Source organism: Aquabacter sp. DMC10, assembly GCF_056314145.1.
Window position 1 is genome coordinate 218,666 of record NZ_JBQUYX010000005.1, and the last position, 13,826, is coordinate 232,491.

Sequence of the window (13,826 nt, forward strand, 5' to 3'; positions counted from 1 at the left end):
ACCATGGCCAAGCTCAAAGCCCCGGGGCTGGCTCTCGCCGCCTCGGTGGGTGCCCTCCTCATGCTGGGCGCCGGCTTTGCCGTGCCGCGCCTCGCCTCCGGCTTCGGACCCCTGTCCCCCTCGGGGACGGCGGTCGCGGCCCCGGCCGCCATTGGCGGTCCCTTCAAGCTCGCCTCCTCCAAGGGGGGCGTGCTGACGGACCAGGACATGAAGGGCGCGCCCTTCGCCATCTTCTTCGGCTTCACCCACTGCCCGGAAATCTGTCCCACCAGCCTGTGGGAAATGTCCGAATCGCTCAAGCGACTGGGACCGGAGGCGGACAAGCTGAAGGTCCTGTTCGTGACCGTGGACCCCGAGCGCGACACGCCGGAAATGCTGGCGCGCTATCTGCAGTCCTTCGATCCGCGCATCATCGGCCTGTCCGGCTCCCAGAAGGAGATGGAGGCGGTGGCGAAAGCCTATCGCGTCTATTGGCGCAAGGTGCCCACGTCCGATGGCGACTACACCATGGACCATACGGCGCTTATCTATCTGATGGACGCCAACGGGGCCTATTCCGGCTTCATCGCCTACAAGGACGACGAGGCCACCCGCGATCGCAAGCTGCGGGACCTTTTGGCCAAGCCCGGAGGCCCCTCATGAAGGCTGCCGCGCGCGCCGCCTTGACAGACCTCGCCTTCACCTTCGTGTCGGGAGCGGCCGCGGGACTGCTGTTTGCAGCCGGCGCGCAGGGCCTGGGGCTGGCGCCAGCCCTGTCTGTCCTGGACCTGAAGGGCGATGGGCTGGACCTGCGCGACCTTGCCGCCACGGCCTTCATTTTCGGGCAGCTGGCGGTGCTCGGGCGGTTCATCCTGCCCGCCATGATCCGCGCATAACGGCGCGCGCCGGGGGCACGGAACTGCCGTGCCCCGCGACACCGGCCCTGCCCTGGGCCGAACCCTTTCACCACGTGGGGGAGACTGCATGCGTGTCATTCGCCTGGACCCCATCCCAGCGCAGCCGCGCCCCATCCGGGCTGTCCCGGTGGTGAGTGGCTGCATCGAGAGCACGGATCTTTTTCAAGGCGATCGGCGCGTCCGCATCGCCCATGGAGATCAGATTTATACGCTGACGCTGACGAGCAAGAATACACTCATCCTCACCAAGTAACGGCTTCGACGCCTTTGCAACACACTCTGAATCAGTCGATTCAGAGAACGCCCGATCGTGCCCGATATATTTTATGAAATCATATTTTTGTTGAGATTTGAAAATAGAATCGATGCCCTTTAGTCAATCTTCTGCCATTATATCTGCGGGATGACGCTTCCTTTTTGTTCGCTCCGTCGAAGGAGAGGATGGCGTCCGGGGGCGGATGATGGCTGACAGCGGCACGAGGACGGCAAGGACGGCGGGCGGGTGCGCCCGCGCCGTCGCGCGCGCCGTCACCGTTTTTCTGCCACTGCTCCTGGCCTATGCGCTGGTGTTCCAGGTGGTCCTGGCCAGCGGCCTGATGGCCGCGCGGGCGGCTGGCACCTTCGATCCGTCGAGCCTCTGCCTCAACGCTCCAGGTGACACCGATGGTGGCGCCGACCGGCACGGACCGGACGCCAGCATCGTCCATTGCCCCCTCTGCCTCTCCCGTACGGACGCGGTCATTTTGCCTCCGCCCCCGCCCTCGCCCGTGGTCGAACGGCTGGCGGTCATACTTTTCTTCGAGGTCGGCGCGCCCCGTCCCATCCAACGCCCGGCGGATCGCCCACCCTATCGGCCCCGCGATCCCCCCGCGCACGCGGCCTGACATTGCCCATCTGAAGGCTGGCCGGATTGAGGCCGCGCCTGGCATGGGCGGCCGAGCGGACCGCCAGACCCTTCCCCATCGCACCCTCCCGCGCGCGGACCGGATCTGCGCGCCCTCCCTTCCCTTCGCGCCGGTGCGCGGACGCGGCGGCCCCGAGCCGTCCGGCCCGCCGACGCCGCGCCTAGACTTTGTGGTTTGCCATGACTGCTTTCTCCCTCCCCGCCCTGCGGCGCGGCTTGTGCCGAAGCACGGCCCTCGTCTCGCCCGCGCTCGTGGCCTCCGTCGCGGCGCTGGCGCTGCTGCACCTGGCCTCCGGCGCCGCCCATGCCCAGACGGCGGGCGGAACCGCGGCGCAGCCCGAGCTGCCGACGGTCACCGTTACCGCCGTCAGCACGGGCGGTAGCGGCGCGCGCGGCGCCGGCCTTCCGGCCTTCACACCGGCGGATACGGCAACCATCACCGCCGACGAGGCGGCCCGCGCCACCCTGTTCACCAGCGATTCCGGTTCTCTCATCACTATGATCCCGGGCGGGGCGGCCTGGGGCGCGGGCGGGGTTTCCAGCCTGCCCATGGTCAATGGCATGGGCGCGGACCGGGTCCAGATCGCCATCAACAGCATGATCTTTTCGCCGGCCTGCCCGAACGAGATGAACCCGCCGCTGTCCTTTGTGAACCCGGCCATGATCTCGAAGGTGAAGGTCTATACCGCCACGGCGCCGGTGAGCGCGGGCGGCGACTATACGGGCGCGCGGGTGGACGTCTCGCTCGCCCCGCCCACCTTCACACCCGGACAAGCGGTGAAGGTGTCCGGCAGCGTCTCCGGCTTCTATCGGGGGAATGGCAATTCCTACGGCGTCGACGTGACCGCCACAGCCTCCAACGAAGACACCAGCGTCACCTATACGGGCGGCTGGGTGCGGGCCAGCGACTATACGTCGGGCAACGGCACCGTCATCAAGTCCACCATGTATGAGACGCAGAACCATGCGCTCAGCATCTCCAAGAAGCTGGCGGACAACGGCATCCTGACCGTCCAGGTGGGCGGACAGTTCATCCCCTACCAGGGCTATGTGAACCAATACATGGACATGGTGGACAACAAGTCCATGTTCGTGAATGGCGCCTATGAGGGCTATTTCGACTGGGGCCGGCTGGATGTCACCGCCTTCGCCAACAATGTCCGCCACACCATGGGCTTCATCCAGCCGGACAAGACCGGCGACATGCCCATGGACACCCGCAGCACCGACATGGGCTATACGGTGAAGGGCACCATCGCGGCCAGCGCCATCGACGTGGTGCGTGTGGGCAACGACCTCTTCTACAACACGCTCGACGACTGGTGGCCGCCGGTCGACGGCTCCATGATGATGGGGCCCAACACCTTCATGAACATCAATAATGGCCAGCGGCTGCGGTTCGGCTATTATGCCGAATGGCAGCGGCAGGTGAACGCGCAATGGTCCACCATCATCGGTGTGCGCAACGACATCGTCTGGATGAATACGGGCGATGTCCAGGGCTACAATGAGATGATGTACGGCGCCAATGCCGCCGCCTTCAATGCCCAGAACCACCAGCGCACCGACTTCAACATCGATGGCTCCGCCATCGTCCGCTACGAGGCCAATGCCTTCTCGCTCTACGAGTTCGGCCTTGCCCGCAAGACGCGCTCGCCCAATCTGTACGAACGCTATGCCTGGTCCACCAATGCCATGGCCATGGACATGATCGGCTGGTTCGGCGACGGCAACGGCTATGTGGGCAATATCGACCTCGTGCCGGAAAAGGCCCACACGGTGAGCTTCACCGCCGACTGGCACGACCCCGCCAACAAGGTGTGGCAGTTGCGCGTCTCGCCCTATTACAGCTATGTGCAGGACTATATCGACGTGCAGCGCTGCGCCCTGCCCGGCTGCCTCTCCAGCCTGCCGAACAATCTGACGGCGCAGAACACCTTCGTGTTCCTGCAATTCGCCAATTTCGACGCCTGGCTTTATGGCGTGAACATCGATGGAAAGCTCGCCCTGTGGGACGACCGCACCTATGGCCAGGGCACCTTCCGGGGCGCCTTGAACTTCGTGCGCGGGCAGCGCACCGACGGGGTGAACCTCTATCACATGATGCCGGTCAACGCGACGCTGGCGCTCGATCATACCCTCGGCAACTGGAGCTCGAGCTTCGAGGTGCAATTGGTGGCGTCTAAGACCCAAGTCAGCCAAGTGCGCAACGAGGTGGAAACCTCGTCCTATGCCCTGCTCAACTTCCGCACCAGCTATCAGTGGAACCAGGTGAACATCGCCTTTGGCATCGATAACATCCTCGATACCCAATACGATCTACCGCTCGGCGGCGCCAACCTGGTGAACTACCAGGTCACGTCCATGATGGGCGCCTCGGCCGCCTGGGGCTATCCCGTGGCCGGTCCCGGCCGGTCCATCAACACGCGGGTCACCGTCAACTTCTGAGCGACGCGCCGGCCGGGTCACGCCCGGCCGGCGCCCTCACGGCACGCGCTTCTTTTCCAGTTTTCGCGCCAGGGTGCGCCGGTGCATGCCGAGGCGCCGTGCGGTCTCGGAAATGTTGAAGTCGGTCTCCGCCAGCGTCTGGTGGATGCGCTCCCATTCCAGATTCTTCAGCGACGTGGGCCGGGCCGTCACCGCAATGGTCTCGTCGCCGTCTCCCCGCCCGAAGGCGGCTTCGATGTCGTCCGTGTTGGCGGGCTTGGCGAGGTAATGGCAGGCGCCGAGCTTGATCGCCTCCACCGCCGTTGCGATGCTGGCAAAGCCAGTGAGCACCACGATGCGGCAGGCGGGATTGCGCCCGTGCAGCAATTTAACGCATTCCAGGCCCGAGCCGTTGGCCAACTTCAGGTCCACCACGGCAAAGTCGGGGCTGACGGTCTCCACGAGATCGCGCACCCCTTCAAGGGTATCGCAAGCCCTCACCTCATAGTCCCGCCGCTCGAACGAGCGCCGCAGGGCCTTGGCGAGGGTTTCGTCGTCCTCCACGATCAGGAGCAGGCCGTTAGTGTCCATGGGCACCTCGGGGCGACAAGGCGGAGAGGGGGAAGGCGAGCGAGACGCAGGCCCCGTTTAGCTCATTCCGTACGGTAACGCGCCCCCCGAGCTTGCGGATCACATTCACCACCAGGAACAGTCCCAGACCACCTCCGGTTCGATTCTTGGTGGACCGATAGGGCTTGCCGATCTCTTCCAGCATGTCCGGCGCAAAGCCGGGGCCGGCATCGCGCACCGTCACCACCAGATTGCCGCCATCCTCCTCCGCCGTCACGCTCACCCAATCGGGAGAGGCCTCCAGGGCATTGTCGAACACGTTGAAGATGACCTGCTTCAACGCGGTGTCGGAGATGATGGGCTCGGCGTTGCGCACCCGGTTCTGGAAATCCAGCAGCGGGGGAGAGCGGCTGTCGCGCCATTCCGCCACCACCTCGTCGATGAAGCCGGATGCGGTGGTGCGCTGGGTGCCCTCCCCGCGCGCCTCGCCGGAGGACAGGAGGATGCCGGAGACGATGGCCTTGCAGCGGCCGATCTGGCTCTGCATCTCGGCAATTTCCTCGGCAAGGTCCGGGTTCCTGGCAATCACCGGCATCCGCCGCCAATCATTGAGAATGACGGAGATGGTGGAGAGCGGCGTGCCCAGCTCGTGGGCGGCCCCGGAGGCCAGAAGGCCGAGCCGGACGATATGGTCCTCCTCGGAGGAGCGCTGCCGCAGGTCCGCCAGATGCGCGTCGCGGTCGCGCAGGTTGCGGCTGATCTGGTTCAGAAACAGCACCAGCAAGGCCGCCGTGAGCACGAAGCACACGAACATGCCCTGCACCTGGAGCTGCAGAAGGCTCTCCCCGAGCCCCTCCGGTATCACCAGCGGCATGAAGGCCCGCGTGAGCCACACGAAGCAGCCCGCCGCAACCGTCGCCAGCAGCCAGGCCGACCAGGCCTCCAGCAGAACCGCGCCGAGCCCCACCTGGAGCAGGAAAAGGGAAATGAACGGGTTGGTGATCCCGCCGCTGAGATAAAGCTGGATGGTCAGCGCGGTCACATCCAGGAGCAGCTCCACCAGAAGCTCCATGTTCGTCACCACGCCCTGGCGCTGGTGGCGCCACACGCTCACCAGGTTGAGCGCCGCCAGGAACCCCAGCACGGAGGCCATTTCCAGGAGCGGCAGGTGAATGCGGAACCACAGTTCCGCCACCAGGATGGTCACCACCTGCCCGGCCGCCGCGATCCAGCGCAATTGGATCAGCAGCAGCAGGTTCTTCTTGCCCTCCATGTCGGGATTGGAAAGGGGCATTGGGCGGACACGCGGCGTTGCGGGGAAGGATCAGGCGGGAGGCGTCAGCCCTTATAGACCGGATGCGGCGGTTTGGGGCGCCGCTGGAAGAACGTGTTGGCCGGCTCAGATCCGCCGCCGCCACAAGGCGGCGGCCGCGCCGGCGGACAGGACGGCCATGGCGAACCAGGTCAGGGCATAGACCAGGTGGTTGTCGGGGAAGGACACCACCGTCAACCCGCCCACCGGATAGCGCCCTGCGGGAGCGGAGGCGTCGGCATCAATAAAATAGGGCGCGACCGTGCCAAGGCCGCGCGCGGCGGCGATGGCGGCCACGTCGCGGGAGAACCAGCGGTCGCCGGCCGGATCGTTGGAGCGCAGGAAACCGCCGCCGGGCTCGGTGAGGCGCAACAGGCCGGTTACCGTCCCCGCGCTTGGGGGCGCGGAATCGGTGCGGGCGGCCGGATCCTTCCAATCCCCGGGCACATAGCCGCGATTGACGAGAAGGGTGAAGCCCTGGTCGGTCTCGAACGGCGCCACATACCAGAAGCCTGGGCCGAGCGCCGTCACCGCCTGCACCAGGGCCGCCTTGCCCGGCACGAAGTGGCCAGAGGCGGTCACGCGCAGATATTCGGAGGTGTCGGGCGAAATGTCCGGCCAGGCCTGCGGCCCGGGCGCGGGGATCGCGGGGGCATGGATGCGGGCATCCACCCGGGCGATGAGATCATGCTTCCAGGTCCGCCGCTCCACCTGCCACAGGCCGAGGGCGGTGAAGAGGGCCGCCGCCACCAGCAGGAAGACACAGAATGCGACGGGCCGGCGCTTGGGAGAGAGATGGACGGGGGCAGGCTCGCCCGCCCCCGGTCCTGACGAAGCTGGTCCGCTCAACGCGGCTGGCTCATCTCGTGCGTCGGCATCATGTTCGTGTTGAGGTGATACATGACCCAAAGCGAACCGCTGAGGGCGATCACCACCACGATCACCGTGAAGATCAGGGCCGTGAAGGACCAGCCGCCTTCTGCCTTCGGGGTCATATGGAGGAAGAACACCATATGAACCACGATCTGCACCACGGCGAAGCCCATGATGACGATGGCGGTCAGGGTCTTGTCGGACAGGACCTCGCCCATCACCAGCCAGAACGGAATGGCGGTGAGGATGACCGACAGGACAAAGCCGGTCATGTAGCTGCCGAACGTTCCGTGCGCGTGATCCTCGTGGCCGTGGGCGTCGTGCCCGTGGGCATCGTGGCTGTGCGTGTCGGCGCTCATCTCAGCACCCCCATGAGATAGACAAAGGTGAAGACGCCGATCCAGATCACGTCCAGGAAGTGCCAGAACATGCTGAGGCAGCTCAGGCGGCGCTTGTTGGCCGTAATCAGGCCCTTGCGCGACACCTGCACCATCAGCGTCACCAGCCAGATGATGCCGAAGGTGACGTGAAGGCCGTGGGTGCCCACCAGGGTGAAGAAGGCCGAGAGGAAGGCGCTGCGCTGGGGCGTGGCGCCTTCATGGATCATGTGGTGGAACTCGAACAGCTCGATGCCGAGGAAGGCGAGGCCGAACAGGCCCGTCACCAGCAGCCAGAACTGCACCTCCTTCACCTTGTCTTTGGCCATGGCGAGCATGGCAAAGCCGTAGGTGATGGACGACAGCAGCAGCATTGTGGTGTTCAGCGCCACCAGCTTGAGGTCGAACAGATCCTTCGGGGAGGGCCCGGCGGCATAATTGCCGCCGAGCACCGCGTAGGTGGCAAAGAGCATCGCGAAGATGAGGCAGTCGCTCATCAGATAGATCCAGAAGCCCAGCGCGGTGCTGTGGCCTTCGGGATGGGCGTGCTCGTCGACTTCGTAGAAGACCGGGGCTTCGGCCGTGGTCGCGGTCGAGGTCTGGCTCATGGGGTCACCTGCCCGGCAAGCTCGCGGGTCCGCTGCTCTTCGGTCCGCGTCACCTGTTCCGCCGGAATGTAGAAATCACGGTGGTAGTTGAAGGTATGGCCGATGGCGATGGCCAGCAGAGCAACGAAGCTCAGCGCGGCCAGCCACCACATGTACCAGATGAGGCCGAAGCCGAGGGCCACGCTGCACGCGGCGAGCAGGATGCCGGCGGGCGTGTTGGAGGGCATGTGGATGGGCTTGAAGCCCGTGAGCGGCCGCTTGTACCCCCTCGCCTTCATGTCCCACCAGGCATCGCTGTCATGGATGACCGGGGTGAACGCGAAGTTGTAGTCCGGGGGCGGAGACGAGGTCGCCCATTCCAGGGTGCGCCCGTTCCAGGGATCACCCGTCAGGTCGCGCAGCTGCTCGCGCTTCAGGATCGAGACGCCGATCTGGATCAGGAAGCACAGGATGCCGAGCGCGATCAGGAAGGCGCCGAAGGCGGCGATGATGAACCAGATGTGCAGCGAGGGGTCGTCGAACACCCGCAGGCGGCGCGTCACGCCCATCAGGCCGAGCACGTAGAGCGGCATGAAAGCGAAGTAGAAGCCCACCACCCAGAACCAGAACGACATCTTGCCCCAGAACGGATCGAGCTTGAAGCCGAAGGCCTTGGGGAACCAGAAGTAGATGCCGGCGAACATGCCGAACACCACGCCGCCGATGATGACGTTGTGGAAGTGCGCGATCAGGAACAGGGAGTTGTGCAGCACGAAGTCGGCCGGGGGCACCGCGAGCAGAACGCCCGTCATGCCGCCGATGACGAAGGTGAGCATGAAGGCCACCGTGTACATCATGGGCACCTCGAACCGGATGCGCCCGCGATACATGGTGAACAGCCAGTTGAACATCTTCGCACCCGTCGGGATGGAGATGATCATGGTCGTGATTCCGAAGAAGGAATTCACGCTGGCGCCGGAGCCCATGGTGAAGAAGTGGTGCAGCCACACCAGGTAGGACAGGATGGTGATGACCACCGTGGCGTACACCATCGACGTATAGCCGAACAGGCGCTTGCCGCAGAAGGTGGAGGTGACTTCCGAGAAGATGCCGAAGGCCGGCAGGATCAGGATGTAGACCTCCGGGTGGCCCCAGATCCAGATCAGGTTCACGTACAACATCGGGCTGCCGCCGAAGTCGTTCGTGAAGAAGTTCATGCCGAAATAGCGGTCAAGGGACAGCAGCGCCAGGACGGCGGTCAGGACCGGGAAGGTCGCCACGATGAGCACGTTGGTGCACAGCGAGGTCCAGGTGAAGACCGGCATCTTCATCAGCGTCATGCCGGGGGCGCGCATCTTGATGATGGTACATATGAGATTGATGCCGGACAGGGTGGTTCCCACGCCCGCCACCTGCAGCGCCCAGATGTAATAGTCGACGCCCACATCCGGGCTGTAGGCGATGCCCGACAGCGGCGGATAGGCGAGCCAGCCGGTCTTGGCGAACTCGCCGATGAACAGCGACATCATCACCAGGATCGCGCCACCCGCCGTCATCCAGAAGCTGAAATTGTTCAGGAACGGGAAGGACACGTCGCGGGCGCCGATCTGCAGCGGCACCACATAGTTCATGAAGCCCGTCACCAGAGGCATGGCGACGAAGAAGATCATGATGACGCCGTGGGCGGTGAAGACCTGGTCGTAATGGTGGGCCGGCAGATAGCCGTCATACCCACCAAAGGCCAGAGCCTGCTGGAGGCGCATCATGATTGCGTCGGCGAAGCCGCGCAGCAGCATGATGACGCCGAGCACGATGTACATCACGCCGATCTTCTTATGATCGACGCTGGTGAACCACTCCCGCCACAGGTAGCCCCAGAGGCGGAAATAAGTGAGTGCACCGAGCACGGCGATGCCCCCGAGCGCCACCACGGCGAAGGTGGCGACCAGGATCGGCTCGTGGAACGGCAGGCTCTCCAACGTGAGCCGCCCGAAGATCGGGCTCGTTTCGATGTGGGACACAGACATGGAGGCGCGGTCTCAGGAGTTGGACGGCTTGCGCAGCATCGGAAGGATGTCATCCGACGATGCGTTGAAGGGCGTGAAGCTCTGCTTGGCACCGGCGGCAAGTCCGGCGGCGGTGGACACGGTGGCGGACGGGCCGGTCAGGTCCTCGGGGGCGCAGATGCCCACGACGAAGCTGTTCTTCTCGCCGCCGAGCACGGTGCCGCGGCGGGCATATTTGTCGTAGGTGACCGGCACCACATTGTTGATGCCGGCCATGCCGAGGCCACCCTTGGCGTCGATGGCCATCATGTCGGCCATGCACATCTTGCCCGCTTCGACGCACAGATTGACGATGGCGTTGAAGAGGCCGGGGTCCACCTTGGCGAAGTGCTGGACCGGGACATTCTCGCTCGGCCGCTCCAGCGCCAGATAGGCCTCGCGGGTCAAGTCACCGCCGCCAGCCTTGGCAGCCGCCACCCAGGTATCGAAATCGGCCTGGGGCAGGCCCTTGAAGGCGAAATGCATGCCGGAGAAGCCGGCGCCGGAATAATTGGCCGAGAAGCCGCGATAGGTGCCGGCCTCGTTGATGACCGCGTGCAGCTTCGATTCCATCGCCGGCATGGCGTAGATCTGGCCGGCGAGCGCGGGCACGTAGAAGGAGTTCATCACCGAGGAGGCGCTGATGCGGAAGGTGATGGGCCGGTCCACCGGCGCCACCAGCTCATTGACCGAGGCGACCCCCTGCTCGGGATAGATGAACAGCCACTTCCAATCGAGCGCCACCACCTGCACCTCCAGCGGCTTGGTGCCGGCCGGAATGGGCTTGTCCGGGGCGATGCGCGCCAGCGGGCGATAGGGGTCGAGCAGATGGGTGGCGAGCCAGGTCAGAGAGCCCAGGCAGATGATGATGAGGAGCGGCGCGCCCCAGATCACCAGTTCCAGCTTGGTGGAGTGGTTCCAGTCCGGGTCATAGGGAGCGCTGGTGTTCTGCTGGCGGTAGCGCCAGGCGAACAGCACGGTCAGCACCATCACCGGTATGATGATGAGGAGCATCAGCACCGTCGACACGATGATGAGGTCACGCTGCTGAATGGCGATGTCGCCCGACGGATCGAGCACGACAAAGTTGCACCCGCACAGAAGCGCAACAATCGGGAGCAAAGCGATAAATCGGAAGCGTCTCACCATTTCACCTGTCTTCGGACCATCAGGCAGGAACGTTGCCGTTTCGCAGCACCGCTAGATGCACCGCAACAAACAGGACATTGGACAATTTGTCCAATCCCGTTAAGGGAGCGGGCCTTTCCGCGGCGGTAATATGTTGCAACAATGTTGCATTGCAGTATTGACCAAGATGAAAAAACGTTTCTAAGGCTTTGCCGTAAGGGTCGTTCCTGCCGGCTATGATCTAGATCAAAATTAAACGGGACTATGGAACCGACTCTGATCTAGACTGTTGGCCATCGGCTCTAGACAGCGAGGCGGAAAAAATGGCTCACTCCGCAGGCACCTTGGGAAGAGAAGGCTTTCCCGCTCAGACCAGTGGGCATGGCCGTGTTGATCCCGGCGAGATTGCCATTGGCGTCGTTATCGGACGCACGTCGGAGTTCTTTGACTTCTTCGTGTTCGGCATCGCTTCAGTCATCGTGTTCCCGCGCCTGGTCTTCTCCAATGTGGACCCCCTCACCGGGACACTCTATTCCTTCGCCATATTCGCCCTCGCCTTCATTGCGCGGCCCTTCGGCACCACGTTGTTCATGGCGGTGGACCGCAAATACGGGCGCGGTGCCAAGCTGACATCCGCGATGTTCTTGCTCGGCGTGTCCACGGTGGCCATCGCCTTCCTTCCCAGCCGGGATCAGGTGGGCGCTTTGTCCGTGTGGCTGTTGGCTGCGTTCCGCATCGGCCAGGGCCTCGCCTGGGGCGGCGCTTGGGATGGCCTTGCCTCGCTTCTCGCCGTGAACGCGCCGGAGGATCGCAAGGGCTGGTATGCCATGCTGCCGCAGCTTGGTGCGCCCATCGGCCTTATCGTTGCCGCGGGCCTGTTCGCCTATTTCACCGGCAATCTGCAGGCCGAGGATTTCTACACCTGGGGCTGGCGCTTCCCCTTCTTCGTGGCCTTCGCCATCAATGTGGTGGCGCTGTTCGCCCGCCTGCGCATGGTGGTGACGCCGGAATATCAGGAGCTGTTCGCCCGCGGCGATCTCAGTGCCGCGCCGGTGGCGGAGACCATCAGGTCGGAAGGCCGCAAGATCGCGGTGGGGGCGTTTGCCCCGCTCGCCACCTTCGCCCTGTTCCACATGGTGACGGTGTTCCCGCTCTCCTGGGTCTATCTGTTCGCAGCCGAGCGCCCCACCCGCTTCCTGCTCATCGAATGCGTGGCGGCGGGCTTTGGCCTCCTGGCGGTGATCGCGTCCGGCCGAATCGCCGACCAGGTGGGCCGGCGCACCCTGCTGGGTGGCTCTGCGGTGGCCATCGCAGTGTTCAGCGGGTTCGCGCCCCATCTCCTGGACGCCGGTTTTGCCGGCGAGGCCCTGTTCATGGTGACCGGCTTCATCCTGCTGGGCATTTCGTTCGGCCAGTCGTCTGGCGTGGTGGCGTCCAATTTCACGCGCACCTATCGCTACACGGCCTCGGCCATCACCAATGACCTGGCCTGGCTGTTCGGCGCCGGCTTCGCGCCGCTGGCGGCGCTGCTGCTGTCGTCCAATTTCGGCATCATGGCGTCCGGCGCCTACCTGCTGTCCGGCGCGGTCTGCACCTTGCTGGCGCTGCGCTCCAACAAGCAGTTGCGTCTGGCGGCGGGCGAATAGGCCGCGACGCCTCCCAAAGGAAACGCCCGGGCCGCAAGCCCGGGCGTTTTGATTCGGCTGGGCGTTTCAGCCCACCGGGTCGAGCCCCGGCAGATCCGGGCCCACCGGCACAATGCCGCCGGGGTTGAGCGCCTTGATGGAATAATAGCCGCGCTTGATGTGGTCGATGTTCACCGTCTCGCGCACACCGGGAACGTCCAGGACAGCAAGGAGATAGGCGGAAAGCGCGGGGTAGTCCTTCAGGCGCCGCAGGTTGCACTTGAAGAGACCGTGATAGGCCGCATCGAAGCGCACCAAAGTCACGAACAGGCGAATGTCGGTCTCGGTGAAACGCGTTCCGAAAAGGAAGGGCCCCTGGCCGGTAAGCCGCGCTTCCAGGCGGTCCAGCATGCCGAAGACCTCCCAGAAGGCCTCCGCATAGGCGCCTTGCGTGGTGGCGAAGCCGGCGCGGTAGACGCCATTGTTGAGGGCCGGATAGATGGCCCCGTTGAGGGCGTCGATCTCGCCCTGAAGATCGGCGAGGTAAAGATCGAGATCGGACCGGGCGAGCGCACCGAACCCCGCATTGAGCATGCGGACGATGTCCTCGGATTCGTTGTTGACGATGGTGCCCCGCGCCTTGTCCCAGAGCACGGGAACCGTGGCGCGGCCGGTGTAATGGGGATCGGCCCGGCTATAGAGCTCGTGCATGTAGGTGGCGCCGTTCAGCGTGTCGCGATCGGCGCCGGGATAATCGCCGAAGCGCCAGCCCTGGTCGGTGAGCGCCGGCTCCACCACCGACACCGAGACCACCTCCTCCAGGCCTTTCAGCTTGCGGGCCATGAGCGTGCGGGACGCCCAGGGGCAGATATAGGCCACATAGAGGTGGTAGCGCCCGGCTTCGGCGGCAAAGCCCCCATCCCCGGTTGGCCCCGGAGCGCCATCGGGCGTGACCCAATGGCGGAAGCCGGAGACCTGGCGGACGAAACCGCCTTTCTCGTCGGTGGCCTGAACCGGCTGCCAATCGGTGGTCCATTTGCCATCCACCAACATGCGGGCGCCCTCCTTTTTACGTGCGCGCA

Annotated in this window: 14 protein-coding genes; 6 read left to right on the plus strand and 8 right to left on the minus strand. The window is 64.6% G+C overall.

The genetic code is table 11. The annotated features are described in order from the left end of the window. The first annotated feature begins 3 nt into the window (after window positions 1-3). From ACT54L_RS15555 to ACT54L_RS15575, 5 genes are all read left to right on the plus strand, one after another. On the plus strand, window positions 4-642 hold the full coding sequence (locus ACT54L_RS15555; protein WP_476086539.1) for an SCO family protein: 639 nt from the start codon (window positions 4-6) through the stop codon (window positions 640-642). Continuing rightward, window positions 639-875, plus strand: coding sequence for a hypothetical protein (locus tag ACT54L_RS15560; RefSeq protein ID WP_476086540.1), 237 nt, complete (start codon window positions 639-641; stop codon window positions 873-875). Before ACT54L_RS15555 ends, ACT54L_RS15560 begins: the two co-directional genes overlap by 4 nt. Window positions 876-963: 88 nt before the next feature. Next, complete coding sequence (locus tag ACT54L_RS15565; RefSeq protein ID WP_476086541.1) at window positions 964-1,149, plus strand: hemin uptake protein HemP; 186 nt, start codon at window positions 964-966, stop codon at window positions 1,147-1,149. 205 nt (window positions 1,150-1,354) lie between these two features. Then, window positions 1,355-1,780: a DUF2946 family protein gene (locus ACT54L_RS15570; protein WP_476086542.1), complete on the plus strand. Its 426-nt coding sequence runs from the start codon at window positions 1,355-1,357 to the stop codon at window positions 1,778-1,780. Window positions 1,781-1,980: 200 nt separating this feature from the next. After that, entirely contained in the window at window positions 1,981-4,248 is a 2,268-nt protein-coding gene (locus tag ACT54L_RS15575) for a TonB-dependent receptor (RefSeq protein ID WP_476086543.1), read from the plus strand. Window positions 4,249-4,284: 36 nt separating this feature from the next. On the opposite strand, the gene ACT54L_RS15580 is transcribed toward ACT54L_RS15575, so the two are convergent. From ACT54L_RS15580 to cyoA, 7 genes are all read right to left on the minus strand, one after another. Beyond that, on the minus strand, window positions 4,285-4,818 hold the full coding sequence (locus ACT54L_RS15580) for a response regulator transcription factor (protein ID WP_476086544.1): 534 nt from the start codon (window positions 4,816-4,818) through the stop codon (window positions 4,285-4,287). Further along, window positions 4,808-6,091 carry an ATP-binding protein gene (locus tag ACT54L_RS15585; protein ID WP_476086545.1) on the minus strand — a complete coding sequence of 428 codons (1,284 nt, stop codon included), beginning with the start codon at window positions 6,089-6,091 and terminating at the stop codon, window positions 4,808-4,810. Before ACT54L_RS15585 ends, ACT54L_RS15580 begins: the two co-directional genes overlap by 11 nt. A gap of 105 nt (window positions 6,092-6,196) precedes the next feature. Next, a complete protein-coding gene (locus ACT54L_RS15590) occupies window positions 6,197-6,958 on the minus strand; it encodes an SURF1 family protein (protein ID WP_476086546.1) in 762 nt (253 codons plus the stop codon). Next, the gene (gene cyoD, locus ACT54L_RS15595; RefSeq protein WP_476086547.1) at window positions 6,955-7,341 is read right to left on the minus strand and encodes a cytochrome o ubiquinol oxidase subunit IV; all 387 of its coding nucleotides are present in this window, start codon (window positions 7,339-7,341) and stop codon (window positions 6,955-6,957) included. Before cyoD ends, ACT54L_RS15590 begins: the two co-directional genes overlap by 4 nt. Further along, on the minus strand, window positions 7,338-7,967 hold the full coding sequence (gene cyoC / locus ACT54L_RS15600) for a cytochrome o ubiquinol oxidase subunit III (protein ID WP_476086548.1): 630 nt from the start codon (window positions 7,965-7,967) through the stop codon (window positions 7,338-7,340). Before cyoC ends, cyoD begins: the two co-directional genes overlap by 4 nt. Beyond that, the gene (gene cyoB / locus ACT54L_RS15605; protein WP_476086549.1) at window positions 7,964-9,973 is read right to left on the minus strand and encodes a cytochrome o ubiquinol oxidase subunit I; all 2,010 of its coding nucleotides are present in this window, start codon (window positions 9,971-9,973) and stop codon (window positions 7,964-7,966) included. Before cyoB ends, cyoC begins: the two co-directional genes overlap by 4 nt. A 12-nt stretch (window positions 9,974-9,985) precedes the next feature. Further along, window positions 9,986-11,137, minus strand: coding sequence for a ubiquinol oxidase subunit II (cyoA, locus tag ACT54L_RS15610; RefSeq protein WP_476086693.1), 1,152 nt, complete (start codon window positions 11,135-11,137; stop codon window positions 9,986-9,988). A gap of 305 nt (window positions 11,138-11,442) precedes the next feature. Here cyoA and ACT54L_RS15615 point away from each other — a divergent pair, with 305 nt between their 5' ends. Then, window positions 11,443-12,765: an MFS transporter gene (locus ACT54L_RS15615; protein ID WP_476086550.1), complete on the plus strand. Its 1,323-nt coding sequence runs from the start codon at window positions 11,443-11,445 to the stop codon at window positions 12,763-12,765. A gap of 66 nt (window positions 12,766-12,831) precedes the next feature. On the opposite strand, the gene ACT54L_RS15620 is transcribed toward ACT54L_RS15615, so the two are convergent. Beyond that, window positions 12,832-13,797: a glutathione S-transferase family protein gene (locus ACT54L_RS15620; RefSeq protein ID WP_476086551.1), complete on the minus strand. Its 966-nt coding sequence runs from the start codon at window positions 13,795-13,797 to the stop codon at window positions 12,832-12,834. Between the last annotated feature and the right edge of the window lie 29 nt (window positions 13,798-13,826).

Excerpts from the sequence above, each read along its gene's own strand:
- ACT54L_RS15580 (WP_476086544.1), bottom strand. The coding sequence starts at position 4,818 with ATGGACACTAACGGCCTGCTCCTGATCGTGGAGGACGACGAAACCCTC.
- ACT54L_RS15555 (WP_476086539.1), top strand. The coding sequence starts at position 4 with ATGGCCAAGCTCAAAGCCCCGGGGCTGGCTCTCGCCGCCTCGGTGGGT.
- ACT54L_RS15620 (WP_476086551.1), bottom strand. The coding sequence starts at position 13,797 with ATGTTGGTGGATGGCAAATGGACCACCGATTGGCAGCCGGTTCAGGCC.
- cyoC (WP_476086548.1), bottom strand. The coding sequence starts at position 7,967 with ATGAGCCAGACCTCGACCGCGACCACGGCCGAAGCCCCGGTCTTCTAC.
- cyoB (WP_476086549.1), bottom strand. The coding sequence starts at position 9,973 with ATGTCTGTGTCCCACATCGAAACGAGCCCGATCTTCGGGCGGCTCACG.
- ACT54L_RS15615 (WP_476086550.1), top strand. The coding sequence starts at position 11,443 with ATGGCTCACTCCGCAGGCACCTTGGGAAGAGAAGGCTTTCCCGCTCAG.
- ACT54L_RS15585 (WP_476086545.1), bottom strand. The coding sequence starts at position 6,091 with ATGCCCCTTTCCAATCCCGACATGGAGGGCAAGAAGAACCTGCTGCTG.
- ACT54L_RS15565 (WP_476086541.1), top strand. The coding sequence starts at position 964 with ATGCGTGTCATTCGCCTGGACCCCATCCCAGCGCAGCCGCGCCCCATC.
- ACT54L_RS15570 (WP_476086542.1), top strand. The coding sequence starts at position 1,355 with ATGATGGCTGACAGCGGCACGAGGACGGCAAGGACGGCGGGCGGGTGC.
- cyoD (WP_476086547.1), bottom strand. The coding sequence starts at position 7,341 with ATGAGCGCCGACACGCACAGCCACGATGCCCACGGGCACGACGCCCAC.
- ACT54L_RS15560 (WP_476086540.1), top strand. The coding sequence starts at position 639 with ATGAAGGCTGCCGCGCGCGCCGCCTTGACAGACCTCGCCTTCACCTTC.
- ACT54L_RS15575 (WP_476086543.1), top strand. The coding sequence starts at position 1,981 with ATGACTGCTTTCTCCCTCCCCGCCCTGCGGCGCGGCTTGTGCCGAAGC.